Below are 21690 nucleotides of genomic sequence, written 5' to 3' on the forward strand. Positions count from 1 at the left end.
TCAACAACGTATAAAACAATGTGGCGTCATTATGAACACGATCGCTAGCCCCGGCAATACCCACCATGTCGCGACACTGTTCGAGCAATCGAAAAACGTGTCGCGACTCTGCATCACGGTTGACTCTGAAATTGGAGATCGGCTGTGAGCACCATAATCATGAGTTTGTGCTGGCCGCTTCAGGGCATGAGCGGACCACAAAAGGCTGTATTGATCTCGTTGGCGGACAATGCAAACGATGAGGGTGTTTGCTGGCCCTCAGTGGCACGCATTTCGGAACGGACCTGCCTTGCTGAAAGAACGGTTCAGACGGCGATCAAGTGGCTGGGGCAAGTCGGATTACTGTCTGTTCGTGAGCGCATGGGCCGCTCGACAATGTACACCTTAACCCCGGCAGCATATGCACCCCCGCAACAGGTGCGCCCCGCAACAGCCGCACCATCACCCCCGCAGCTCACGACACAAACCCCCGCAGCAGCCGCACCCAGAACCGTAATAGAACCATCAAGTGAACCGTCACCTCTTGTCGACGATGAGCAACCACCGAAGATTTCGAAGCCGAAGTGCCCAACCCAGGCAATCGTCGATTTGTTCAACACGACGATCCCGGAGTTTCCTCGAGTGGTGATGTTGACCAAGGATCGGATCACCAAGATCGGTGCACGCTGGAACGAGAGTGATGTGCACCAGGACCTCGGCTTCTGGGCTGAGTATTTCACCCTAGTGCGCTCGAGCAAATTTTTGATGGGCGAGGTGGCCGCTGCCGGTGGTAGCCCGTTCCGCTGCAACTTTGATTGGCTGATCGCCCCGAGCAACTTCGTCAAGGTCGTAGAGGGCAATTACAATGCGTGACCCCTACAACATCGAGGCCGAACACGGCCTTCTGGGCGCGATGATGCAGCGCCCTGAACTGATCGACTCCCTGAGCGACGACCTGTCCGCCGAATCCTTCTACTTTCCGGAAAACGCCGAGGTATACCGGGGGATCATGGCGGTTCGGTCGGCCGGAAAATCTGTCGATTTCCTCACCGTTGGTGACCACGTTGGCACCTTGCCGGATGGCTCCCCTGCTTTTGCCTACTGCGCCGAAATCGTAAACGGCACTCCCAGCGTTGCCAACGCCAAAACCTACGCGGCAATCGTGCGAGAAAGGGCAATCGAGCGGTCGTTGTTTGACCTTGGCAGCCAGGCTATGGATATCGCGCACAGCGATCAGGATGTGCAGGCGAAAATCGCCGCCGTCCAGGCCGCGGCCATGGCCATCGATTGCGGTTCTGGTGATGACGACATCGTCAAAGTGGGTGATGTGCTGGTCGACCAGTTGGAGGTGTGGCAGGAGCGCCATGATCGTCATGCGCGTGGCGAAACACTGATCGGTCTGTCGACTGGCCTACGAGATCTGGACGAGAAGCTCGGCGGCCTTCAACCAGACCATCTGTACATCGTTGCTGGGCGTCCCGCCATGGGCAAGACCACGCTGGCGATGGGCTTTGTTATCGACGCGGCCGTACGCCAAAGCAAGTCATCACTCGTCATCAGTCTGGAAATGAACAAGGGGCAGCTGCTGGATCGGGCTGTGGCTTCGGAGGGCCATATTCCGCTCACGATGGTGAAGAATGGAACGGCATGCCAGACCCACGGCACGGAACTCGCCGCTGCGGCCGGTGTGCTGCGTCGCGCTCCTCTCTATATCGCCGACCGAGCGGGCTCGTCGATTGGCCGCATCCGCTCACTGGCCCGCCGCCACAAGATGCGTTACGGCCTGGACCTGCTGATGATCGACTACCTGCAATTGCTGGAAGGCGAGGGCGGCAACCGAACTGAAGAGGTGAGCAGTATCAGTCGCGGCTGCAAGTTGCTCGCCAAGGAACTGGGCATTCCTGTCGTGCTGCTGAGCCAGCTCTCCCGAAAATGTGAAGAACGCCCGAACAAGCGGCCAATCCCCTCGGACTTGAGGGAGTCGGGCGCCATCGAGCAGGACGCCGACGTGATCCTGTTCGTGTACCGCGACGAGGTCTATCACGAGAACACCGATGCCAAGGGCATTGCTGAAATCATCATCGGTAAGGGGCGCGACATCGAAATGGGCACGGTCCGCACTGTATTTCTTGGGCAGTACAACCGCTTTGAAAACCTTGCTGACGGGTGGAAGCCAGAGCCTGTCGAGCAGTCGGCGAAGGTAGCGAGTCTGGCCGGTCGATACGCCAAAAAGGAAAAATTCTAATGAACGAATTACGCCAACAGCAAATGCTCGTCGGACAGTCTTCAATCGCCCAAAAGGTCTTTGGCTACGTACCGATCCAAACGAGCTGGAGCGCTCACGATATCCATCGCGCTGTCCTGGCTGCCAATGCAACGGGTGCATCGGCTTATGCCATTCGCCGTGCGCTTGGTGAGCTGAAGGATGCCGGACTGATCCGGGAGCCGGTAGGCGGAAAGTTTCAACGCGATGCAGTCACCTCCAAACCCAAGAAGGAACAAGTAATGACTCAGGCAACCAAGCAGACCGTCATTTCGATCAAGAAGCCCGAGGCCGGCGCCTTGGATGTTTTGGCGACCTTGTCTGGTGAGGTGGTGAGTCTCTCGGACGAATTCAGTAAGCGCATGAGGGCAATGGCTGTACGTATCGAAGAAGTTGCGCTGTCAGTTGAGGCTGAGCGGGAGAGCAATGCCGCAGCCATTATCAAGGCCAGGCGCTTGCATGAAGCGTTGAGGGAATTTGCGTAATGAGCGCTCTGGACAAGCAGGTGTCGGGCGAGCATTACAAATCGTTGAAGATCCAGCCGATTGAGTACATCCATGCGAACCACATTCCCTTCGCCGAAGGTAGCGTCATCAAGTACGTGACGCGGTGGCGTGACAAGGGTGGTCTCGCGGATTTGGAGAAGGCCAAGCACTTCATCGAGCTGCTGATAGAGTTGGAGAACCTGCGCATGGCACCCACGGCGGTGTCTGCATGACGATGACCGTAGCCTTTTCTGACGCCGAGATTCGGCGTCGTGCCGATGATCCGGCTGCGGTGTTGATGCGTGATCCTCGTCATCCGGGGCTTTACTTCCGATTCACCGAGGCCCGGCCGCGCGGGACCTGGAGTTTGGTGGTTCGCAAAAAGTGGAACCGCATCGGCGCTTATCCGGATCTGTCGGCGAAAGCCGTGTTGGCGGCGCTGCCTGACTTGCGCATACGGCTGAGCACCAACCCGGAAGTCGGGGCCGCCGTCTCACCGTGGGCAACACTCGGCGAGCTACTCAAGTGGTACGCCGTTCGGATGAGCCGCGACCGTAATCTATCAGTCGAGCGCAAGGCCACAGGCAAGTCCGCCATCGCCCGGCACCTGATCCCGCGCGTGGGTGATCTGCCGCTGGCCGATGTCCGCCATGGAACCCTCGACACCCAATTGATGTGGCCGCTGCAAGAGACTTACTCACTCGAGTACGTGCGGCTGATCTTTGGTCTGCTGGTGGTCGCGTGCCGTCAGGCGCGCGTCTTGGGCCTGATACCGAAAAACCCGATGGTGGGCATCAAGTTCGGTGACTTCTCGAAGAAGAAGATCAATGCCAAACCCGCTCGCTTGCGCGGGGTGCAGGTGGAGGGATTGCTCAGCCAGCTGTATGACCTGTTCGAGTTCAATCCACAGCCGGCCATGCTCGCACTGATGATGCTCTGCCATGGCACACGCATCGGCGAAACCCGAAAAGCGCAGTGGTCGCACATCAGCCTGTCCGAACGCACCTGGTATCTGCCAGTGGGTAACACCAAGACCCGCGTTGAACACTCGCTCCCACTGACCGAACAGGTCTGCACCCTTCTAATTCGGTACCGCGCGGCGCAAAAGGCGAGCAATTACGACGGAGATTGCCTGTTTCGCTCCCACAGAGGAAAGGGCATGAGCAAAGGGCAGGCCAGTGCCGTGTTCGCCGGACTGGGGGAGGGCGTGTGGAGCAGTCATGACCTGCGCAAGTTGGCCCGTACCGGCTGGGCAGACCTCGGTATCGACTTCCTGATTGGCGAGATGCTGATCAACCACGCGATGGGTCACAACGTGCAGGCCTACATCCATACCACCGTTGAAGAGCGCAAACGTGCAGCCCTTGAACTATGGCACGCCCATTTAGACGGTAAGGGCTTTTCCCTAATTCACGGGTTGAAGGACGGTAGAAACGCAAATTCGGGTAATCCTCTGGAGGCTGCGCCGCGTAAGGGCTGCGACCCTATTCAAAAATCAACCATAGGTGAGGATTCAAAACATGCAGAAAGCCCAGACCCTTGGCTTTCGTAAGGCGCAGATCGAGTTGGAGTACTGCTCGACCTGCAAGGGCAAAGCCGTGGTGCAGGGTGTTTTTCATGAGCTGGTATGCACCGATTGCAACGGCTCAGGTTGGGTAATGGCGGGCAGCAGGTTGGTGCTTTCTACAGACGAATTGGTGACACAGCTCAGCCTCAAATTGCAGCAGGCTCAGCGCGAAATTGAAGTACTGAAGCGGGGCGTGTCGACATCTGGCCCGGCTGCGTACTACCAACAGAACAACCGTCGCGGTGCCGGCGGAACGAATTTCACAGGGGATTGAGCGATGGTTGACCGGACGCTGTTCAACGAACTGAAAAGGGCGGATGCATGAAGATCAATTCCGCACGCCAGGCGTGGCATGACTGCAATTACAACCCGGCTCCGGGGCAGACCTCTGATGCCGCTGAACTGGGGGTGGTGGTGCAGAGCACTGAGCTCGGTCCAACAGCGAACCCCGCAATGCACGCAGCGCTGGCCGGTCACATCCAGTCAGCAATAGCATGCCTTCACTTTCAGCTGCGCGCCTTCGGCAATGCCATGTACGCAGCCGAGCCGACCGATGATGATAGGGAGGAAGCAGAAGACGCGGTGTTCAATCTGGCTTGCTCGCGAGTAGAGCGAATGACCGCCAGCAAGCGGTACCGAGCCAGCTACGTTGCTAAGGGTGTGTTGCGCCGCTACCGGTACATGCACCAGGGTGGGCAGTCAGCCAACGCTGATCCGCTGATCAAACCCGAGATGTTCCGCGCATGGATGGATGCTGAGTACGGTATCAAGCTTCCGTCTGCGGCATGGGGAAGGGATTGGGAGCCTTTTGTGCAGTTCTGCTTCGACGCCTGCTACGACATTGACGCTCGCGCCTTGAGCCCAATTGGTGGGGTAATTTACAAGATGAAAGAGGCTGCTTGACTTCCCGCACGGCTGACGGCATGATTTCGCCATAGTTAGTATTTTGCCTATGGCAATTTGCTCTCAGATCAAAGAAAACCCGGCCATCGCGCTGGGTTTTTTTATGTCTGAATTTTGTGCGTGAAGCCATAGCTGGGGTGGGCCTTCGGGCAGCGCCTAGACGTCGATAGCCGGTAGTGCGGCGTCACAAAACAACACCGGCAGCTAATGCGCCCTAGTCCTCAGTTGTGCTTGCGGGGTGGCGTTGGCGGGCAGCGTGGGAAGACACGCAAACCTATTTCAAGGCTCGCCATATCGGTGGGTCTTTTTTGTTTCTGCTCCCTGACCGGGGAGGACATCGGATGAAACCAATGCCGGACAAACCAGACACTTGGCTGCTCGTTTTCGCGTGGCTGAGCCAGCATGCGCCGACGATCTACGCCGGAGCATTGTCATTCGTGGTGGGCGCTTTGCGGATCATTTACGGCGGCGGCACCCGGCGACAGGCGCTGCTTGAAGCTTCGCTCTGCACGCTGATCACCATTGGCTTGATTCCACTACTGGAGTACTTCGGCTTACCGCAGAACTTCGCCACGGCGGCCGGTGTGTTCATCGGCTTTCTTGGGGTAAAGAAAATCGCCGATCTGGCTGATCGGTTCGCCGACTTCAAGTTTCCTAAGTCGGATTCAGCGCCGTGAAGCGCCATCCTTGGTTGCTGCCGCTTGTGCTCCTGATGGTCTATGCCGTCACAGGTCACATCCACTGTGGTGAGTCGCCTGCATGTCAGCCACTCACCGCTCAATCATTCAATCGTGAGGTTTAGATAATGGCCTACACCCAATACGAAACCGTTGTCGCCAATACTCCCGATGAGCTGACGGCCAAGCTGGCACAAGCCATTGCCGATGGCTGGCAGCCTTACGGAAGTCCTGTCTCCATCACTGAAGGCTTTCAAGTGCTTCAGGCTGTGGTGAAGGGGTCGAGCAATGTCGGTGGTGCGCCCGGTGATATCACCTCGGACAACATTACCGATGCCTCGGATGTCGGTAAGGCCGTGCTGGTGAGTGTCGATGCCGCGGCTGCTCGTACCGCTATTGGCAGTGGGACTTCGGACTTCTCGGGTAGCTACAACGACCTGAGTGACCAACCGGCCATTCCCGCTGAGGGTGATGCCGCACTGCTTCAAGCTGGCACTGACCTCGTGGCGCATACCTGGTCAGCCAAGACGATTTATGACGAGATTGCCCGCCAGCTTGCAGCAATACCTTGATAGCCAGTTGGAGTCGTTTTGTGAAAGCTATAGAAAGGGGGACTTATGCAAGTACGGGTGTTGAACGAAGAATTGGACGTGCTCTGGGTTAAGACAGAGACCGGCGGTGTGACAAACCTGTCCTTCCGCCGGGATGGAACGATTGAAAAGATCATCGACGCGTTGCAGCGTGCGCTTGATCATGCCCGTGAAGAGCTTAGCTGCCCAGTTGATAGCACCGATGCAGCGCTACAGAACTCGCAGGCCCTGGAAAGAATGCTAGGGCGTGGCAGTGTTTCGGTGTGCAGAACAGGACCGACGGGGACCCTGGCAACTTCCAAGGAATACGGGGCATAAGACTCGCGGGAGTTTGTTAGCGGGAGCCCTCAAACATTGGTTAACTGGTTAACTCTTTTTTACCGTAAAAATCGCTACAGGCCGCGCAGGACGTAGTCTGTAGCCCGGTTAACCGATGAGTTAACCTGGTTAGCCAATGTTTGCCGTAAAAATCGCTGCAAGCCCCGTAGTACGTGGCTTGTGGCCCGGTTAACCAATGAGTTAACCGACTGATTTACTCGGTTAACTGGTTAACTCGGCGGGTTAACCGGGCTGAAAGCCTTGCAGGCCGTAGCCTGTAGCCGTTTTTATGGGGGGGGTTTGCAAGGAGTTAACTCAGTCGTCGCGCTGAAAACTCGAGCGTTTTTCGAGAAAACTCAGCTGTTTTTTGTGAAAACTCGAGCACTTCGGATGAAAACTCGAACGTTTTTCAGAGAAACTCAACCGGTTAACTCGCTTCGCAAAGGTCCGATCACGATGCTTTGAGGTTCGGAAAATCTCTCGCGACAGGCCCCGTCGAGCGCGTTCAGTTGTACGCCAAAAACAAACCCCGGACGTTTCCTGCGTGCCGGGGTTTTTCGTTTATGCCGCAAGGAAATCCGTCTTTAACTCTCGGCGCGTCTGGTTAATTGAAAGGCATGGACATGACAGCACTCAGCAAAGCGGAGTTCGCCACTCGCCAAGGCTGGTCGAAACCCTATGTGTCGAAACTGGCCAAGACGGGTCGCCTGGTTCTAATGGCGGACGGCATGGTGGATGTCGAGGCAACGGACCGGCTGTTGTTCAGCACCTCAGACCCGAGCAAAGCCAATATGGCGGCGCGGCATGAGCGCGAACGTATTCAGCGCAGACCGGAAGGGCAACCCCCCGCACCCTCCATCGAATATGGATCTTCGCCTCCTGTTTCGCATCAGGAACCATTGCCCGGCGAGGGCATCCCGGACTTTCAGGAGTCCCGCGCCTTCCGCGAGTTTTACGAGTCACGCCTGAGCGAGAGCGAGTTTCACAAGACTCGTGGCGCCCATGTCGAGTTGGAGGCTGTGAAAGCGGCGGCGTACACCACGGGGCGAATGTTGCGCGACCTGCTGCTGGGCATGCCGCCACAGTTGGCTCCAGAGCTGGCCGCCATGAGCGATCACTGGCAAATCGAGAAGCACCTCACCGCCGCACTGCGCCGGGTGCTGGAGGATGCTGAACGAATGTCTTCGGCGGACCTTGTTCATACTTTGACTGCAGCGAGTTAACCCATGCCAGCAGAAATGCCCGACGGTGCAGCGGTGTACCGGGAGGCGTATTTTCGTGGGTTGCAGCCAGAGCCGGATGTCTGGATCGATCAGTGGGCTGACGAGTTCATGCGCATCCCGCGTGATGCGGGCGCCGCCGAACCCGGGCAGTACCGCACGGCGCGTACCCCCTATGCCCGCGAGCCCATGCGTTGCCTGTCACCGGCACACCCGTGCAAGCGCGTGGTGACCATGGTCGCCTCGCAGTTGATGAAAACCCAGATTGCCTTGAACTGGATTGGCGGCCTGATCCACATGGCACCGTCGAACATTCTCACGCTGCTGCCCAGTCTGGGGTTGGCCAAACGGGTCTCGTCGCGCATCGGCAAGACCATCAAGGCCACTCCGGTACTGCGCGAACGAGTGGCGGCGAACCGTTCACGCGATGCGCGCAACACCATGGACACCAAGGAGTTCGAAGGCGGCTCGCTGTACATCACCACCGCGGGCTCGGCGGCTAACCTGTCGGAGCTGTCGGCCCGGTACATCTATGGCGATGAAGTGGATCGTTGGGTGGTGGACGTCGGCGAGGAGGGCGACCCTATTGAGCTGGCGGAAACCCGGGGCAGTACGTTTGGCCGTAACGCCAAGTTCTACTTTTCCAGTTCGCCGACCATCCGGGGCGCCTCGCGCATTGCCGATCTGTTCGAGACCAGCGACCAGCGTTTTTACTACGTGCCGTGCCCGAATTGCGGGCACATGCAAGTCCTCGAATGGGAGCGCCTGCATTACTCGGCGGATTGCCAACTGGCGCACTATGAGTGCGCCGGGCCTGACTGTGATGTATTGATCGAAGAGCATCAGAAGGGCGAGATGCTGGCCAAGGGCGAGTGGCGCGCCCATGCCGAAGGCGATGGCGAAACCGTCGGCTTCAATCTCAATGCGTTGTACTCGCCGCCCGGTTGGACCGGTTGGGCGTCACTGGCCAAGCAGTTCGAGAAGGCCAAAAAGGCCATGTCCCGCGGTGATCTTGAGCCGATGCAGGTGTTCTATAACACCCGTTTGGCCAAGGTCTGGGACAGCGCCCAAGAGCAAACCAAAGCCGATGTGCTGATGGCGCGGGCACGCCTGGAAACCTATGGCCTGGGTTTGATGCCGTTTGCCGTGCTGATGCTCACGGCTTCCGTCGACGTGCAAGCCAACCGGCTGGAGTTCATGGTGGTCGGTTGGGGCGTTGGCATGGAGCGCTGGATCATCGACTACCAGGTGATCTGGGGCGATCCTTCCGACGAGCGAACCTGGTCAGTGCTGGATGACAAACTCAAGGCGCGTTACCCGCACCCGTGTGGCGCAGAGCTGACGATCCGGGCGGCCGGCATCGACTCCGGCGGTAATCATACCGACGAGGTGTACCAGTTCTGCCGGCTGCGCCGCTGGCGCAACATCTTCGCCGTCAAGGGCGCGAGCAAGTCGGGTCGTCCGGTGATTGCGCAGCGGCCATCGATGATGGATGTCACCTGGAAAGGCCTGACCGAACGCAAGGGCGTAGAGCTGTGGTTCGTCGGTACCGACACCGCCAAGGACTGGATTTACAACCGCTATCCGGTGGAAGACGGTCCCGGTGCGCTGCATTTTGCCAACGACCTGCCCGACGACTTTTTTGCTCAGTGCGTCGCCGAGCGCAAGGTAACCCGCTATGTCAAAGGCTACAAAAAAATTGAATGGGTCAAGGGCAAGGCGGAGCGCAACGAGGCGCTCGATCTGATGGTGTACAGCCTGGCGATGGCGCATTACCTGGGCCTGAACCGCTACAAGGAACACGACTGGGGGCGGGTGAGAAGCGCGTTGATTCAAGCGGCGTCGCCGGGTGAGAAGCCCGTTGCGGCTGAACGTATCAGCGTTGCGGTAACACCACGGCAGCAACCTGCCGATCCCGTACCGCCGGCCAAACTGGCAGCGACACCGATGCTGATTGCACGCCCCCCACAGCGTCGAAGCTCCAGCAGCGGCTACCTGAAAAAACGACGCTGAGTGAACACGCTCAGTTGCACACCCCGTTGTCTTTTTACTTTAGAGCGATCCCATGGCCTTTACCCAACAGCAACTCGATGCGGTCGAGACGGCAATTGCGCGCGGCGAAAAAATCGTGCGCTACGCCGATCGCAACGTTGAGTACCGTGACATCGACGAACTGCTCAGGGCGCGCGATGAAATCCGCAGCTCGCTGATCGCGGCGGCCGGTCCTCGGTCGCGCATTGTACGGCTCTACCATGGAGGCAAGGGACTGTAATGGCTCGTCAGTTTCCAACATTGGGCCGTAGCGGTTTTCTGATTCCGTCGAACATCAAGGCCAGTTACGAAGGGGCTGCCGAAGGGCGTCGTTCCGCGAGTTGGGATGCACCCGACGCCGGCTTCAACAGCATTGCCATTCCGGCGTTGCGCAACCTGCGCTCACGTTCCCGCGCAGCGGTGCGCAATGACCCGTACGCCTTCAACGTCATCGACAAACGGGTCAGCAATCTGATCGGCACCGGCATCACTCCGCGGCCGAAAACCCAGGACGATGAACTTCGGCACCTGCTGCAGGAACTCTGGGCCGATTGGGCCGAAGAGTCCGACGCCGATGGTCTGACCGACTTCTACGGACAACAGGCCTTGATCGCGCGGACGGTGGAAACGGCCGGCGAATGTTTTGTCCGCTTGCGTCCGCGCAGCCTCGACGAAGGCTTGGTGGTGCCGTTGCAGCTTCAGGTGCTGGCCCCGGAATTTGTGCCGCACGACAAGTTCGAGGCCGCGCGCAACGGCAATGTGATCCGCGCCGGGATCGAGTTCACTCCGGACAGCCGTCGGGTTGCGTACTGGATGTACCGCTCCCATCCCGGGGATGCCTCGTCATTGAACAGTGGTTACAACCAACTGGTGCGCGTGCCGGCCAGCCAGGTGCTGCACATTTTTGAACCGGTCGAGCCGGGTCAGTTGCGTGGCTTGCCGCGGTTGTCGCCGGTCCTAAAACGCCTGCGCAGCCTGGACAACTACGACGATGCGGTGTTGTTCCGCCAGGAAGTGGCCAACCTGTTCGCCGGCTTCATCAAAAAGCCATCGCCGGATGACATTCAAACTCCGATCGATCCCGTCACCGGCGCGCCGCTGAACCTGGCTTCGGATGGCTTCACGCCCATGGTGGCGCTGGAGCCGGGCACCATGCAGGAGTTGTTGCCGGGGGAGGAGGTTGAGTTTTCCACGCCGCCGGACGCGGGCAACAACTATTCGGACTTCATGCGTCAGCAACTGATGGCCGCGGCCGCCGGTGCGGGCATGCCGTACGAGATTCTCACCGGTGACATGCGTGACGTGAATGACCGGGCGCTACGCGTGGTGCTCACCGAGTTTCGGCGCCGTCTGGAGCAACTGCAATTTGGTGTGTATGTGCACCAGTTGTGTCGCCCGGTGCGGGCGGCCTGGATGGACATGGCGGTGCTCAGCGGTGCCGTCTTGTTGCCGGATTACGCTCAGCGCCGCCGTGAGTACCTGCGTACGCGCTGGGTGCCACAAGGTTGGGCCTACATCCATCCGGTTCAGGATGTTCAGTCACGCACGATGGAGGTTAACGCAGGCTTTGCCTCGCGCAGCGAGATGGTCCTACGCACCGGTTATGACGCGGAAACGGTGGACGAAGAAAACGCCGCCGATGCCGAACGGGCTCGCGGCAAGGGCCTCAATTACAGCACGCTCGTCGAAATGCTTCAGGCGTTCGACGACAAGGAGCAAACATGAGCAAGAAAACGCCGCCGCGCATTTACAACAAGGCTGGCCAGCAAGTGCCGATACAGGACAAAAGCTGGTACGCCGTGCACGCCAGTGGCGAAGCGACCGAGCGCGTGATTGAAGTCTTTGTGTACGGCGAGATCGGCACCTGGGGCATTACCGCCAGTCAGTTCATGCAGGATCTGCGCGCCGTGGATGACGGCGTGTCACCGGTCATCGCGGCGTTCAACAGCATCGGCGGCGACCTGTTCGACGGGCTGGCCATGCACAACACGTTGTCGCGGCTGGGCGAACGGTGCACGGCACGGATCGATGCGTTGGCTGCGAGCGCGGCCAGTGTCGCGGTGTGCGGTGCCCACAAGGTGGTGATCGCCTCCAACGCGATGCTGATGATTCATAACCCGTGGACGTACGCGGCTGGCGACGCCGATAGCTTTCGCAAGGTGGCCGATGTCCTCGACCAAACCATGGAAGCGATCATTGCAGCCTACAAGGCCAAGGCGCCGAACATCGATGAGAAGGGGCTTCGCGCTATGGTGGCCGCCGAAACCTGGTTGACCGCTAAAGAGGCGGTGGCCCTGGGTCTGGCCGATGAAGTGGGTGACGGCGTCCAGGTCAAAGCCTGTCTGGGGCAGGGTGGGGTGATGCAGCGTTACCAGCACACCCCAGCTGAACTGCTGGCCCTACTCGATGAGGCACCCGAGCCGGCTCCGGAGGTGGAGACACCTGCACCCGCACCCGTGGCCGACTCGGCCAAGCTGGCGTTGCTGATCACTCAACGTTGTGCCGAGTCAGGGATCAGCAACCTGGTCGCGCCGTTGCTCAGTTCGACCCAGCTTGAAAGCGAAGAGATCGTCCTGGCGGGGCTAACCCGGGCCAAGGCGGTGCATGACCTGTGTGTCGCGGCACGTCTGCCAGAGCTGGGCGCAGAATACGTGGCAGCGGGGCTGGACGAACCTGCCGTGCGGGCGCGGCTGTTCGACAAAATCGTCAGCAGCGGCAACGGCTTTGAAATTGACAACAGCTTGCCCCTCAATCACGACCCGGCACCGAAGGTGCTGGCGAAACAACCGGATCCTCCGTCGATCTGGGCGGCCCGTCAGGCGGCTCACGTGGGGCCATCCAAATCTGCAAAAGGAGCACGAGCATGACCGTAAAGTACGAAACGCTGCACGCCGGCGAGTTTCTGCTCTCCGAAGGGGCCGGGAAGATCTCTCGTGAATCCATTCTAGTGGCCGCTGGCGCCGCCTTGAATGCCGGCCAGGTGCTGGGGCTGATCACCGCGACCCATGAGTTTGCGCCCTACGATCCCGTCGCCACCGATGGCACCGAAGTGGCGACGTGCATCCTCTACGGGCCGCTGGGCGAATCGACCGAGGAACGTCGGGCCAGTGCCGTGGTGCGGTTGGCCGAGGTCAGCGAGGTGCATTTGACCGGTTTCGATGCGGATGCCGAGGTCGCCTTGGCGGCTCAGTTTGTGATTGCCCGCTAAGTCAGTCCCCCTTTTTCCAAACCCCGCCTTGTGCGGGGTTTTGTCTTTCTGGAGAGTCCTTTTATGGCCGATATTGGCATTTTTACCGACGATGTTTTTTCTGTGTCTTCGCTGACTGCGGCGATCAATGAGCAGGAATACCTACCGGGCCGCATCAGCAGCCTGGGCCTGTTTCGTGAAGAGGGCATCACCACCCTGACCGTGCAGATCGAAAAGGATGGCAACACTCTGGCGCTGGTGCCAGCGGGTGAGCGTGGCACCTCGGGTCTGGTCGTCGGTGCGAGCAAGCGACAAATGATTCCGTTCAATACCGTGCACCTGCCGCAACGCTTCGCCATCAAAGCCGACGAAATTCAGGGCATTCGTGCCTTTGGTACGACGACCGAACTGCAAGCTGTGCAGGGCGTAGTGAATACACGCCTGAGCAAAGCCAAGCGTCAGCTCGACGCCACCCATGAATTCCAACGCATGGGCGCGCTGAACGGCTTGGTATTGGACGCTGACGGCTCGACGGTCCTGCTGAACATTTATCAGGCGTTTGGTGTGCAGCAACAAAGCCTTTCCATGGGCCTGAATGATTCGGCGACGAAAATCCGGGTCAAGTGCGCCGAAGCATTGGACATGCAGGATGACGAGCTCGGCAGTGTCACCAGCTCTGGGGCGCGAGCGTTCTGCGGCAAGAATTTCTGGAACAAGCTGATCACGCACAAGTCGGTGGAAGAAACTTACCTCAATACGATCCAGGCCGCGGAATTGCGCGGTGATGCGCGAGACAGCTTCGAGCTGGGCGGCATCGTCTGGGAACGCTACCGCGGGCGCATCGCCGGCGTGACCTTTATCCATGACGATCAAGCCTTGTTGATCCCAGAGGGCGTGCCGGATCTGTACATCTCCTGCTTTGCCCCGGCGGACTACATGGAGACCGCCAACACCCAAGGCCTGCCGTATTACAGCAAGCTGGAGCCCATGCCGTTCAACAAGGGCATGGCCGGTGAGGCTCAGTCCAACCCGCTGCACCTGTGCACCCGTCCTCGGGCGCAGATCTTGCTGACGCTCTGACCATGGCCTTTCGAGACCTGGTCGCGCAGATCGACAGCGTGGTGTTCGACACCCTGGCCGATGTTGGCTACATCGAAGGTCGGCGGGTGCTGGGCATGTTCTCGGCGCCCTGGTTGCAGCCCAAAATTGGACGGACGAAAACCGGGCTGCGTGAACCTTGCTTTGAGGTCCGGGTGGCTGATGCGGCAGGCGTTGAAAAAGCGCAAACGGTGTGCATCGATTTACCGGCTTTGGACGGCGGAGGCGAATACACCTTGATCGGCATTGAACCGGGCGGTGATGGCATGGTGGCGTTGATCCTGAGGTTAAATCCATGAGCGCCGTGCCAATCACCTTGCAGCTCTCTGCCAAGGATTTGCAGGCATTTAACGACTTGGCCAGAGTGGTGCCCAAGGCGGTGGCCGCCGCTCAGCGCCGAGCGATCAACAAGACCCTGGGCTGGCTACTCACGCGTATCGCCAGGGATGCCAGCCGACAGGAGCGCATCGCATTGCGGGCGGTGCGTCAGCGTCTGCGTTGTTACCCCATCAAAGGAAATGCCGACTCAGGAAAGCTCTGGTTCGGTGTCAATGCGATGGACGCCAGCCGGGTAGGGAAGCCCAGGCAGGGCAAGGCCGGTGTCTCGGTGGCGGGTCGACGCTATCAGGGGGCTTTTTACCAGCGTGTGTATGGCAACAAGGCGGACATCTGGATCCGTACAGCCAGCAAACATTTCAATCCGGATGACTATCCCGGCGGCGCGTCCGCGGCTGGAACGAGTTCGGGCTGGATCGCGGAAAACGATGGGCGCTTTCCCTTGGCCAAGGCCCAGGTCTCACTCGAAGACGTCGAGGGGCCGTTCAATGCCTGGGCGCAGAAAGCCGACGAGCGTCTGCTGGTGGTGCTCAAGCAAGAGCTGAACTTTGAACTGCACAAATACCTGAAAGGAACGCCCCGTGTCTGATCAATCACTGACGCTCGATGCCCTGTACACGGCGATCGAAGAGCATATTCGACAGGCGTTGCCGCAGTTGAATTTTGTGGCGACCTGTCCAGAAATTGATGGCAGGGTCGGACTACCGCTGCCCGCCGTGTTTCTGGAACCGGTCGAATTTGAACCGGGCACAGACATTGGCACCGGCGAAACGGTGCTGGTGCTGCGTTTTGAAGCGCGGGCCATCGTCGGGCCCGAACTGGCGCGGCATCAGCAGCTGGGCGCGCAGCTGGCTACACAGATTGCGGTCCTGCTCAGGGCGCAGACCTGGGGATTGGATAACGTCGAACAGGCGCAGTTTGTAGCGTCGCGTCAGGACTGGACCAAGCCGGAGTTGGATGGCTACACCGTGTGGATGGTGGAGTGGACCCAGCAGATCTACCTCGGCGAGGTTGAGTGGCTATGGCCTGTCGAGCCTCCGGGCACCCTGTACCTGAATGTCGACGGTTGCACCGGTACCGGCAATGAAGATCACTATTTTCAACCGGAGGATCTGGCATGGGATACGCCAGCGCCGAACACGACCGGATGATTGCCGCGATGCTGATGCCCTGCGTGGTGGTCGGCATCGATCTGTTGGCCGGCCGAGTGCGGGTCAAGGCCGGTACCTGGGTCAGTGCCTGGGTGCGTTGGCACAGCCTGGCGGCGGGCAAGGCTCGTCATTGGCGCGCGCCAAGCCTGAATGAGCAGGGCGCGCTGTTCTGCCCGAGTGGTGATCCGGCCATGGGCACGTTTATCCCGGGGCTGTATGGCAACGCCGGGGCCCCGCCGGACAACCGTGATCACGTCGAGGCCTGGTACTTCGACGATGGCGGCTCACTGGTCTACGACTGGCAGGCCGGCAGTTACAGCATTGACCTGCCCAACGGCACCCGCGCGACGATCAGTGTCGGCGGCTCGCAATTTGAGGTAACGCCCGATCACGTTCGTGTGACGGCCAGCCAGATCACCTTGGCGGGTGAGGTGACCATCGACGGGGCGCTGAGTGTATCCGGCGACATCAGCGGTGCCGGCACGATCATGGATGCCGGGGGCAACAGCAGCAACCACTCGCATTGAGTGAAACATTTACCTTCAGCCCGCCGCGTGCGGGCTTTTTCAGGCCTGGAGAAAAACCATGACAAGCAAAACCAAGGACGTATCAGCGGCCAGTGAGGCACCCGCGCCGGCCACGCTGAGCTTCTTTCGCGACACGCTGTTCACTTCGCGGGTGCTGATCCTGCTGGACGCCGAGCGCACCTTGAAAGTGGAAAAGGGCCAGGTTGCGGTGGCCTCGGATGACACGGTGGCGATCGAGTATTTGCACGGTCGCAAGGATTTTGTCGCGGTCGAGGGCTGATCCCATGATCGGGATGATCGGACTGGACCGTCGCACCGGCCAACTCATTTCCGGCCTCGATCACCTGCGCCAGTCCATCGAGGACATCTTGTCCACGCCCTTGGGCAGCCGGCGCATGCGCCCGGAGTACGGCAGCAAGCTGCGGCGCTTTGTCGACCTGCCGGTCAATGACGGCTGGAAAAGTGCCGTGCAGGCCGAGGTGGCCAGCACGCTGGGCCGCTGGGAGCCGCGCCTGAAGCTGGGCCGGGTGCGCGCCGTGGCCATCCTCGACGGGCGTATCACCTTTGAACTGACCGGGCAGTACCTGGGCAGCGACGTGACTTTGGAGGTGTCCGCATGACCATGGAACTGGCGGCCCTGCCGCCGCCGCAAATGCTGGAGGACCTCGACTTTGAGGCGGTTTACCAGGAGAAACTGGAAGCCTTCCGCCTGAGCATGGGCGACAACTGGAGCGCGGAGCTGGAAAGTGACCCGGTACTCAAGTTGATCGAACAAGCCGCGTATGGCGCCTTGCAAAACCGGGCGCGGGTCAACGACGCGGGCAAGGCGCTGCTGTTGGCCCATGCCGAACGGGCCGACCTCGATCACCTGGCCGCCAACGTCAACCTGCAACGCCTGGTGATTCAGGTGGGAGATCCGAACACGGTGCCGCCGACGCCGCAGGTGCTTGAAGAAGACGATGCTCTGCGCGAGCGGGTTCAGCTGTCGTATGAGGGGCTGACCACGGCGGGACCGCGTAACAGCTACATCCTGCATGCGCGCAACGCCTCGGGCCTGGTGGCCGATGCCACCGCCGAAAGCCCGTCACCGGCCGTGGTAGTGGTCACCGTGCTCAGCCTCGAAGGCAGTGGCGCCGCTTCGCCCGAGTTACTCGAGCAGGTTCGGTTGCACCTGAATGATGAAGAGGTGCGGCCGGTGGGTGATCGGCTCACGGTGCAGAGCGCCGTGGTCATCGACTACCGCATTGAAGCGGTGCTGTACCCGCAGGCACCGGGGCCGGAAAACGAAGCCTACCTGGCCGAAAGCCAGAAACGCCTGAGCGAGTGGATCAACCCGCGCCGACGCTTGGGGTTGGAGGTGGCGCGTTCAGGCATCGATGCGCAGTTGCACATTCCGGGCATCGCCCGGGTCGAGTTACTGGGCTGGAGCGACCTCAAACCGAGTAAGGCCGAAGCGGCGTACTGCACCGGCTACACCGTAACGCTGGGGGCCTGACATGAGCACTCAGTTACCGCTCAACAGCACGCCGCTGGAGCTGGCCGTGGAAGCGGCCAATTACGAAAACACGCTGATCCCGCTGCGCAGTTTGTACAACGCCGACACCTGCCCGGAACACCTGTTGCCGTATCTGGCGTCAGCCTGGTCGGTGGACCGCTGGAACAACACCTGGACCCAGGAGGCCAAGCGCACGGCAATCCGTTCAGCGTACGACGTGCATGCACGCAAAGGCACCATCGGTGCGCTGCGGCGAGTGGTCGAGCCTTTGGGCTACCTGATCGATGTCGTGGAATGGTTCGACACCGTGCCGGAAGGCGTGCCCGGTACGTTCGCTCTGGAGATTGGGCTGAATGACGCCGGCATCACCGAGGAGCTGTACGAGGAACTGGCGTGGTTGATCGACGACGCCCGCCCGGTCAGCCGGCACATGACCAACCTGGCGCTCAGTCTGCAGACCGAGGGGGTGCTGGGCATTGCCGTGTGCGTGCAAGAGGGTGAAGAGATCGACGTGTACCCACCGGCCCCGCTAGACATCGACGTGACCGGCTCTTTTGGCCCGGCGCTCTGCGTCGATGAAACCGATACTTTGGACGTTTATCCCTATGATTGATAAGACCAGTCAGTTTTTTGCCATTCTCACGGCGGTCGGTGAAGCCAAGCATGCCAATGCCATCGCCATGGGCCTGGACTGGATGTTTACCGAGATGGGCCTGGGCGATGCCAACGGCACCGACCCGATTCCCGACCGCCTGCAAACCCAATTGATCAACGAATGGCGTCGCGCACCGCTCAACCAGATCCGCGTCGATCCGGCCAATCCCAACACCGTGATCACCGAGCAGATCATTCCGCCGGAAGTGGGCGGTGAGTGGATTCGCGAGATCGGCCTGTACGACGTCGACGGTGATCTGGTGGCGGTGGCCAACTGTGCGCCGAGCTATAAACCGTTGTTGGCCCAAGGCACGGGCAAGACCCAAGTGGTGCGGATGAACTTCATCGTCAGCAGCTCGGCAAACATCGTGCTGAAGATCGACCCGGCGGTGGTGCTGGCTACCCGTGAATACGTCGACCTGGCGATCAGTGAGGCGCTGGCCAAGCTCGATGCCAAACAGTCAGCGCGGGTGGCGGCCACGGTCGCCATCACCCTGAGCAATGTGCAGACCATCGATGACGTGACCGTGGTTGTCGGTGACCGCGTGCTGGTGACCGCGCAGACGCAGGCTCAGGACAACGGCCTGTATGTCGTCAGCGCCGAAGGCTGGACGCGGGCCGCCGATGCCGACCACAGCCTGGAAGTGACCCCGGGGCTGTTTATCCACGTCGAGCAGGGCACGACCAACGGCAACAGCCTCTGGCAACTGGTTACCGATGCGCCGATTGATCTGGGCGCCACTGGTTTGCAGTTTGAAATGATCGCGGGCGGCAGCGGGGTGAGCGCCGGCACTTATCGCAGCGTCACCGTGGATGTGCTCGGGCGGGTGATCGCGGGTACCAACCCGACCACCCTCGACGGCTACGGCATCACCGATGCCCTGGCAGTGAGTGAAAATCTCGCCGATGTCGAGGATGTGGCTGAGGCTCGCGACAACCTTGGACTGGGCACCGCCGCGACGGCTGATGTGCAAACCAGTCTGACCGATGTGACAGCAGGTGCGCTGATGAAGGTCGGGGCCTTCGGCTTGGGCGTCAATGGGCCGATGGTTACGAACCTCGATACCTTGCAAGGCACGCAGTTTTTCGGGTTTGTTGAAAGTGCGGTCGGTGCAGTGCCTGGTTCGGGCTATGACGCCGTTGGTTGGCAGGTAGCGCTATCGGGTCAGCGGACGCAGTTTGCGGTTTTGAACACGGCGCTATTCGTTCGCACCGATGACGGCAGCGACGTGTGGACCGAGTGGGTGGAGCAGTGGGACAACAAGAATCTCGTCAAACAAGCGAACGCCTGGGACTCCACGGCAGGGCGCGTGCTGACCAATGGCGCACATGGCTTGGGCGGTAAGGCTCCCGAGTTACCGGGTCATGACTTCAACGCCGCGCAGGTTGGCGGTACTTACACTTATGCCGCTGATTACCTGAACCGACCAGACGTTCCCAACGGCAGTACCCATGGCTTGGTCATCCACATGGAACGGTCTTTTGGGAACCTTGCATACCAAGAAGCTCGCGCAGCGGATAGTGCGACGTACTATCGTTTTCGCACCGGGGACTTCGCCACCGGCACCTGGGGGGAGTGGGAGCACCTGTGGGACTCCAGCAATCTGGTTAAACAAACCTCTCCCCAAGATGACACCCCAGGTCACGTACTGCTCGCAGGGGCATATGGCTGGGGCCAGGGGGGGATTGTCCTTCCCGAAGGCACCGATCTAAACACAATCACCACCGTGGGCATTTACCGGGTGAACAGCGGGCCGAACGTTCCAGATGGCGGTCAATTCTCCCCCATGCTGGTTGCGGTCAGTCAAGACACCCTCTGGCAAAAAATCGTCAGCTATAACAGCGGTACAACTTATACGCGTGGCGGTGTTCAGACCCTGGATGGATTCGTATTCAGTGCGTGGGTAACGAGTTGGGACACTAGTAACTTTAACCCTGACTCGTATCAACCTGACCTCGGATTTACGCCAGTCCAGCAAGGCGGGGGGGCGGGTCAGGACGCCAATAAAATCTACATTGGCTATGAAAACGCCTCGGGCCAAATAAAAATACAGGTTGATGCGCAGGATTTCGGGCAGATCTGGACCCAGAGCAATTTTGATCCTGCTTCCATATTTGCCGTCCCTGTCGGCGTGCCGTTTCCATGGCCAACCGCTACGCCGCCAGAAAATTGCGTCGTGATGACGGGGCAGCCGTTCAATGTCGAGTGGTACCCAGCATTGCTGGCCGTGTATCCCAGCGGCATCCTGCCAGATCTGCGCGGTGAGTCGATTCGTGGCCTGGATGGCGGACGTGGCGTTGACCCCGATTCGGGACGCCCCGTGTTGAGCGCTCAGCTCGACACGCTGCAAAACATGACGGGCGAGTTCATCCTACAAGAGGACGATTCAACATTGATGGTGAGCTCTGCGACAGGCGTATTCGCGGGCGGCAATACCGTTACTGGTATCGCGCCTGCCGCACCGCAAATCGTGTTGACCGGCTTTCGATCCGTCGTTTTCAATCCATCAGCCGTCGTCCGTGTGAGTACGGAAACCCGTATGCGTAACGTGGCGTACAACTACATTTGCAGGATGTACTGATGCCGACTTTAGTGAATGGTTTTTTTGAAGAGAGCGGCTGGATCGAGGTTTACACGTTCAGTGAAACCACCACCGAATACCTCGGCCAACACGATACCTATGTCAGCTGTGGTTGCGGTCTGCCAGCGGGCGCCACGTTGGAAGAACCGCCCGAAGCCGGGGACGGGGAGGTGGTGGTCTGGAGGGATGGGGCGTGGCGGGTCGTGCCCGACTACCGAGGCGTGGCTTACCGCACCACCGATGGTGCCGAGGTGACGCATTCGATGCCTGGCGAGTTACCGGCCGAGCTGACGACCTTGCCGCGACCGAGTGCGGCCTATCTCTGGGATGGTTTCGTTTGGGTGCTCGATGCCGCACGCGATTTGGCGATTCAAAGTCAGCGAGAAAGGTCGTGGATCGAAAATGAGCTGCATTGGGCGGGTCGAGAGATCGACAAGCACCAGGATGCGGACCCGAGCGCAATTAGCACGGAACCTGCTTGGCGCACCTACCGCAATGAACTGCGGGCTTGGCCCATGTCGCCAGACTTTCCAGCCAATGATAAACGGCCACTGAAGCCCGATGGGCTGACCAGCGCCACGACCTGACGCCCCGCATTGCCGGGGCGTTTTCTTTTCCGTTACGCGT

General features: G+C 59.8%; 27 protein-coding genes. All 27 read left to right on the forward strand.

Annotated elements, in window-relative coordinates; genetic code table 11:
* Positions 1-144: 144 nt before the first annotated feature.
* Positions 145-852 carry a helix-turn-helix domain-containing protein gene (locus tag ACWGZX_RS24025; RefSeq protein WP_452625722.1) on the forward strand — a complete coding sequence of 236 codons (708 nt, stop codon included), beginning with the start codon at positions 145-147 and terminating at the stop codon, positions 850-852.
* Positions 845-2224: a replicative DNA helicase gene (gene dnaB / locus ACWGZX_RS24030; protein ID WP_452625723.1), complete on the forward strand. Its 1380-nt coding sequence runs from the start codon at positions 845-847 to the stop codon at positions 2222-2224. The genes ACWGZX_RS24025 and dnaB overlap by 8 nt, the downstream gene beginning before the upstream one ends.
* Entirely contained in the window at positions 2224-2727 is a 504-nt protein-coding gene (locus ACWGZX_RS24035) for a hypothetical protein (protein ID WP_452625724.1), read from the forward strand. The genes dnaB and ACWGZX_RS24035 overlap by 1 nt, the downstream gene beginning before the upstream one ends.
* Positions 2727-2960 carry a DUF3310 domain-containing protein gene (locus ACWGZX_RS24040; RefSeq protein WP_452625725.1) on the forward strand — a complete coding sequence of 78 codons (234 nt, stop codon included), beginning with the start codon at positions 2727-2729 and terminating at the stop codon, positions 2958-2960. Before ACWGZX_RS24035 ends, ACWGZX_RS24040 begins: the two co-directional genes overlap by 1 nt.
* Positions 2957-4279, forward strand: a complete 1323-nt coding sequence (locus ACWGZX_RS24045) for a tyrosine-type recombinase/integrase (RefSeq protein WP_452625726.1) — start codon at positions 2957-2959, stop codon at positions 4277-4279. Before ACWGZX_RS24040 ends, ACWGZX_RS24045 begins: the two co-directional genes overlap by 4 nt.
* Positions 4248-4568: a hypothetical protein gene (locus tag ACWGZX_RS24050; protein WP_452625727.1), complete on the forward strand. Its 321-nt coding sequence runs from the start codon at positions 4248-4250 to the stop codon at positions 4566-4568. The genes ACWGZX_RS24045 and ACWGZX_RS24050 overlap by 32 nt, the downstream gene beginning before the upstream one ends.
* 47 nt (positions 4569-4615) lie before the next feature.
* Complete coding sequence (locus ACWGZX_RS24055; protein ID WP_452625728.1) at positions 4616-5197, forward strand: hypothetical protein; 582 nt, start codon at positions 4616-4618, stop codon at positions 5195-5197.
* 341 nt (positions 5198-5538) lie between these two features.
* Positions 5539-5874, forward strand: a complete 336-nt coding sequence (locus ACWGZX_RS24060) for a phage holin, lambda family (RefSeq protein ID WP_452625729.1) — start codon at positions 5539-5541, stop codon at positions 5872-5874.
* 128 nt (positions 5875-6002) lie between these two features.
* Positions 6003-6446: a DUF1737 domain-containing protein gene (locus tag ACWGZX_RS24065; protein WP_452625730.1), complete on the forward strand. Its 444-nt coding sequence runs from the start codon at positions 6003-6005 to the stop codon at positions 6444-6446.
* 45 nt (positions 6447-6491) lie between these two features.
* Positions 6492-6782 (forward strand): hypothetical protein, encoded by a 291-nt coding sequence (locus ACWGZX_RS24070; protein WP_452625731.1) that lies wholly within the window; start codon positions 6492-6494, stop codon positions 6780-6782.
* A gap of 623 nt (positions 6783-7405) precedes the next feature.
* Complete coding sequence (locus ACWGZX_RS24075; RefSeq protein ID WP_452625732.1) at positions 7406-8005, forward strand: terminase small subunit; 600 nt, start codon at positions 7406-7408, stop codon at positions 8003-8005.
* A 3-nt stretch (positions 8006-8008) separates the two neighbouring features.
* Positions 8009-10015 (forward strand): phage terminase large subunit family protein, encoded by a 2007-nt coding sequence (locus tag ACWGZX_RS24080; protein ID WP_452625733.1) that lies wholly within the window; start codon positions 8009-8011, stop codon positions 10013-10015.
* Between the two features lie 52 nt (positions 10016-10067).
* Positions 10068-10274 carry a phage head-tail joining protein gene (locus ACWGZX_RS24085; RefSeq protein WP_320395194.1) on the forward strand — a complete coding sequence of 69 codons (207 nt, stop codon included), beginning with the start codon at positions 10068-10070 and terminating at the stop codon, positions 10272-10274.
* Positions 10274-11758: a phage portal protein gene (locus ACWGZX_RS24090; RefSeq protein ID WP_452625734.1), complete on the forward strand. Its 1485-nt coding sequence runs from the start codon at positions 10274-10276 to the stop codon at positions 11756-11758. The genes ACWGZX_RS24085 and ACWGZX_RS24090 overlap by 1 nt, the downstream gene beginning before the upstream one ends.
* Positions 11755-12900 carry a head maturation protease, ClpP-related gene (locus ACWGZX_RS24095; protein WP_452625735.1) on the forward strand — a complete coding sequence of 382 codons (1146 nt, stop codon included), beginning with the start codon at positions 11755-11757 and terminating at the stop codon, positions 12898-12900. Before ACWGZX_RS24090 ends, ACWGZX_RS24095 begins: the two co-directional genes overlap by 4 nt.
* Positions 12897-13241 carry a head decoration protein gene (locus tag ACWGZX_RS24100; RefSeq protein ID WP_452625736.1) on the forward strand — a complete coding sequence of 115 codons (345 nt, stop codon included), beginning with the start codon at positions 12897-12899 and terminating at the stop codon, positions 13239-13241. The genes ACWGZX_RS24095 and ACWGZX_RS24100 overlap by 4 nt, the downstream gene beginning before the upstream one ends.
* Before the next feature lie 63 nt (positions 13242-13304).
* Entirely contained in the window at positions 13305-14300 is a 996-nt protein-coding gene (locus ACWGZX_RS24105) for a major capsid protein (RefSeq protein ID WP_452625737.1), read from the forward strand.
* A gap of 2 nt (positions 14301-14302) precedes the next feature.
* Positions 14303-14617 carry a head-tail joining protein gene (locus ACWGZX_RS24110; RefSeq protein WP_452625738.1) on the forward strand — a complete coding sequence of 105 codons (315 nt, stop codon included), beginning with the start codon at positions 14303-14305 and terminating at the stop codon, positions 14615-14617.
* Positions 14614-15243 carry a phage tail protein gene (locus ACWGZX_RS24115; protein ID WP_452625739.1) on the forward strand — a complete coding sequence of 210 codons (630 nt, stop codon included), beginning with the start codon at positions 14614-14616 and terminating at the stop codon, positions 15241-15243. Before ACWGZX_RS24110 ends, ACWGZX_RS24115 begins: the two co-directional genes overlap by 4 nt.
* Positions 15236-15805, forward strand: a complete 570-nt coding sequence (locus ACWGZX_RS24120) for a hypothetical protein (RefSeq protein WP_452625740.1) — start codon at positions 15236-15238, stop codon at positions 15803-15805. The genes ACWGZX_RS24115 and ACWGZX_RS24120 overlap by 8 nt, the downstream gene beginning before the upstream one ends.
* Positions 15772-16332 carry a phage baseplate assembly protein V gene (locus tag ACWGZX_RS24125; protein WP_452625741.1) on the forward strand — a complete coding sequence of 187 codons (561 nt, stop codon included), beginning with the start codon at positions 15772-15774 and terminating at the stop codon, positions 16330-16332. The genes ACWGZX_RS24120 and ACWGZX_RS24125 overlap by 34 nt, the downstream gene beginning before the upstream one ends.
* A gap of 58 nt (positions 16333-16390) precedes the next feature.
* Positions 16391-16612: a hypothetical protein gene (locus ACWGZX_RS24130; protein ID WP_452625742.1), complete on the forward strand. Its 222-nt coding sequence runs from the start codon at positions 16391-16393 to the stop codon at positions 16610-16612.
* Between the two features lie 13 nt (positions 16613-16625).
* Entirely contained in the window at positions 16626-16952 is a 327-nt protein-coding gene (locus ACWGZX_RS24135) for a GPW/gp25 family protein (RefSeq protein ID WP_043302559.1), read from the forward strand.
* A complete protein-coding gene (locus ACWGZX_RS24140; RefSeq protein ID WP_452625743.1) occupies positions 16949-17827 on the forward strand; it encodes a baseplate assembly protein in 879 nt (292 codons plus the stop codon). Before ACWGZX_RS24135 ends, ACWGZX_RS24140 begins: the two co-directional genes overlap by 4 nt.
* A 1-nt stretch (position 17828) precedes the next feature.
* The gene (locus ACWGZX_RS24145) at positions 17829-18440 is read left to right on the forward strand and encodes a phage tail protein I (protein WP_452625744.1); all 612 of its coding nucleotides are present in this window, start codon (positions 17829-17831) and stop codon (positions 18438-18440) included.
* Positions 18433-21063, forward strand: a complete 2631-nt coding sequence (locus ACWGZX_RS24150) for a phage tail-collar fiber domain-containing protein (RefSeq protein WP_452625745.1) — start codon at positions 18433-18435, stop codon at positions 21061-21063. Before ACWGZX_RS24145 ends, ACWGZX_RS24150 begins: the two co-directional genes overlap by 8 nt.
* Positions 21063-21650, forward strand: coding sequence for a hypothetical protein (locus tag ACWGZX_RS24155; RefSeq protein WP_452625746.1), 588 nt, complete (start codon positions 21063-21065; stop codon positions 21648-21650). The genes ACWGZX_RS24150 and ACWGZX_RS24155 overlap by 1 nt, the downstream gene beginning before the upstream one ends.
* The last annotated feature ends 40 nt before the right edge of the window (positions 21651-21690 follow it).

The organism is Pseudomonas sp. CLCA07 (assembly GCF_053615335.1).

Excerpts from the sequence above, each read along its gene's own strand:
- dnaB (WP_452625723.1), top strand. The coding sequence starts at position 845 with ATGCGTGACCCCTACAACATCGAGGCCGAACACGGCCTTCTGGGCGCG.
- ACWGZX_RS24035 (WP_452625724.1), top strand. The coding sequence starts at position 2,224 with ATGAACGAATTACGCCAACAGCAAATGCTCGTCGGACAGTCTTCAATC.
- ACWGZX_RS24040 (WP_452625725.1), top strand. The coding sequence starts at position 2,727 with ATGAGCGCTCTGGACAAGCAGGTGTCGGGCGAGCATTACAAATCGTTG.
- ACWGZX_RS24045 (WP_452625726.1), top strand. The coding sequence starts at position 2,957 with ATGACGATGACCGTAGCCTTTTCTGACGCCGAGATTCGGCGTCGTGCC.
- ACWGZX_RS24050 (WP_452625727.1), top strand. The coding sequence starts at position 4,248 with ATGCAGAAAGCCCAGACCCTTGGCTTTCGTAAGGCGCAGATCGAGTTG.
- ACWGZX_RS24055 (WP_452625728.1), top strand. The coding sequence starts at position 4,616 with ATGAAGATCAATTCCGCACGCCAGGCGTGGCATGACTGCAATTACAAC.
- ACWGZX_RS24060 (WP_452625729.1), top strand. The coding sequence starts at position 5,539 with ATGAAACCAATGCCGGACAAACCAGACACTTGGCTGCTCGTTTTCGCG.
- ACWGZX_RS24065 (WP_452625730.1), top strand. The coding sequence starts at position 6,003 with ATGGCCTACACCCAATACGAAACCGTTGTCGCCAATACTCCCGATGAG.
- ACWGZX_RS24070 (WP_452625731.1), top strand. The coding sequence starts at position 6,492 with ATGCAAGTACGGGTGTTGAACGAAGAATTGGACGTGCTCTGGGTTAAG.
- ACWGZX_RS24075 (WP_452625732.1), top strand. The coding sequence starts at position 7,406 with ATGACAGCACTCAGCAAAGCGGAGTTCGCCACTCGCCAAGGCTGGTCG.
- ACWGZX_RS24080 (WP_452625733.1), top strand. The coding sequence starts at position 8,009 with ATGCCAGCAGAAATGCCCGACGGTGCAGCGGTGTACCGGGAGGCGTAT.
- ACWGZX_RS24085 (WP_320395194.1), top strand. The coding sequence starts at position 10,068 with ATGGCCTTTACCCAACAGCAACTCGATGCGGTCGAGACGGCAATTGCG.
- ACWGZX_RS24090 (WP_452625734.1), top strand. The coding sequence starts at position 10,274 with ATGGCTCGTCAGTTTCCAACATTGGGCCGTAGCGGTTTTCTGATTCCG.
- ACWGZX_RS24095 (WP_452625735.1), top strand. The coding sequence starts at position 11,755 with ATGAGCAAGAAAACGCCGCCGCGCATTTACAACAAGGCTGGCCAGCAA.
- ACWGZX_RS24100 (WP_452625736.1), top strand. The coding sequence starts at position 12,897 with ATGACCGTAAAGTACGAAACGCTGCACGCCGGCGAGTTTCTGCTCTCC.
- ACWGZX_RS24105 (WP_452625737.1), top strand. The coding sequence starts at position 13,305 with ATGGCCGATATTGGCATTTTTACCGACGATGTTTTTTCTGTGTCTTCG.
- ACWGZX_RS24110 (WP_452625738.1), top strand. The coding sequence starts at position 14,303 with ATGGCCTTTCGAGACCTGGTCGCGCAGATCGACAGCGTGGTGTTCGAC.
- ACWGZX_RS24115 (WP_452625739.1), top strand. The coding sequence starts at position 14,614 with ATGAGCGCCGTGCCAATCACCTTGCAGCTCTCTGCCAAGGATTTGCAG.
- ACWGZX_RS24125 (WP_452625741.1), top strand. The coding sequence starts at position 15,772 with ATGGGATACGCCAGCGCCGAACACGACCGGATGATTGCCGCGATGCTG.
- ACWGZX_RS24130 (WP_452625742.1), top strand. The coding sequence starts at position 16,391 with ATGACAAGCAAAACCAAGGACGTATCAGCGGCCAGTGAGGCACCCGCG.
- ACWGZX_RS24135 (WP_043302559.1), top strand. The coding sequence starts at position 16,626 with ATGATCGGACTGGACCGTCGCACCGGCCAACTCATTTCCGGCCTCGAT.
- ACWGZX_RS24140 (WP_452625743.1), top strand. The coding sequence starts at position 16,949 with ATGACCATGGAACTGGCGGCCCTGCCGCCGCCGCAAATGCTGGAGGAC.
- ACWGZX_RS24145 (WP_452625744.1), top strand. The coding sequence starts at position 17,829 with ATGAGCACTCAGTTACCGCTCAACAGCACGCCGCTGGAGCTGGCCGTG.
- ACWGZX_RS24150 (WP_452625745.1), top strand. The coding sequence starts at position 18,433 with ATGATTGATAAGACCAGTCAGTTTTTTGCCATTCTCACGGCGGTCGGT.
- ACWGZX_RS24155 (WP_452625746.1), top strand. The coding sequence starts at position 21,063 with ATGCCGACTTTAGTGAATGGTTTTTTTGAAGAGAGCGGCTGGATCGAG.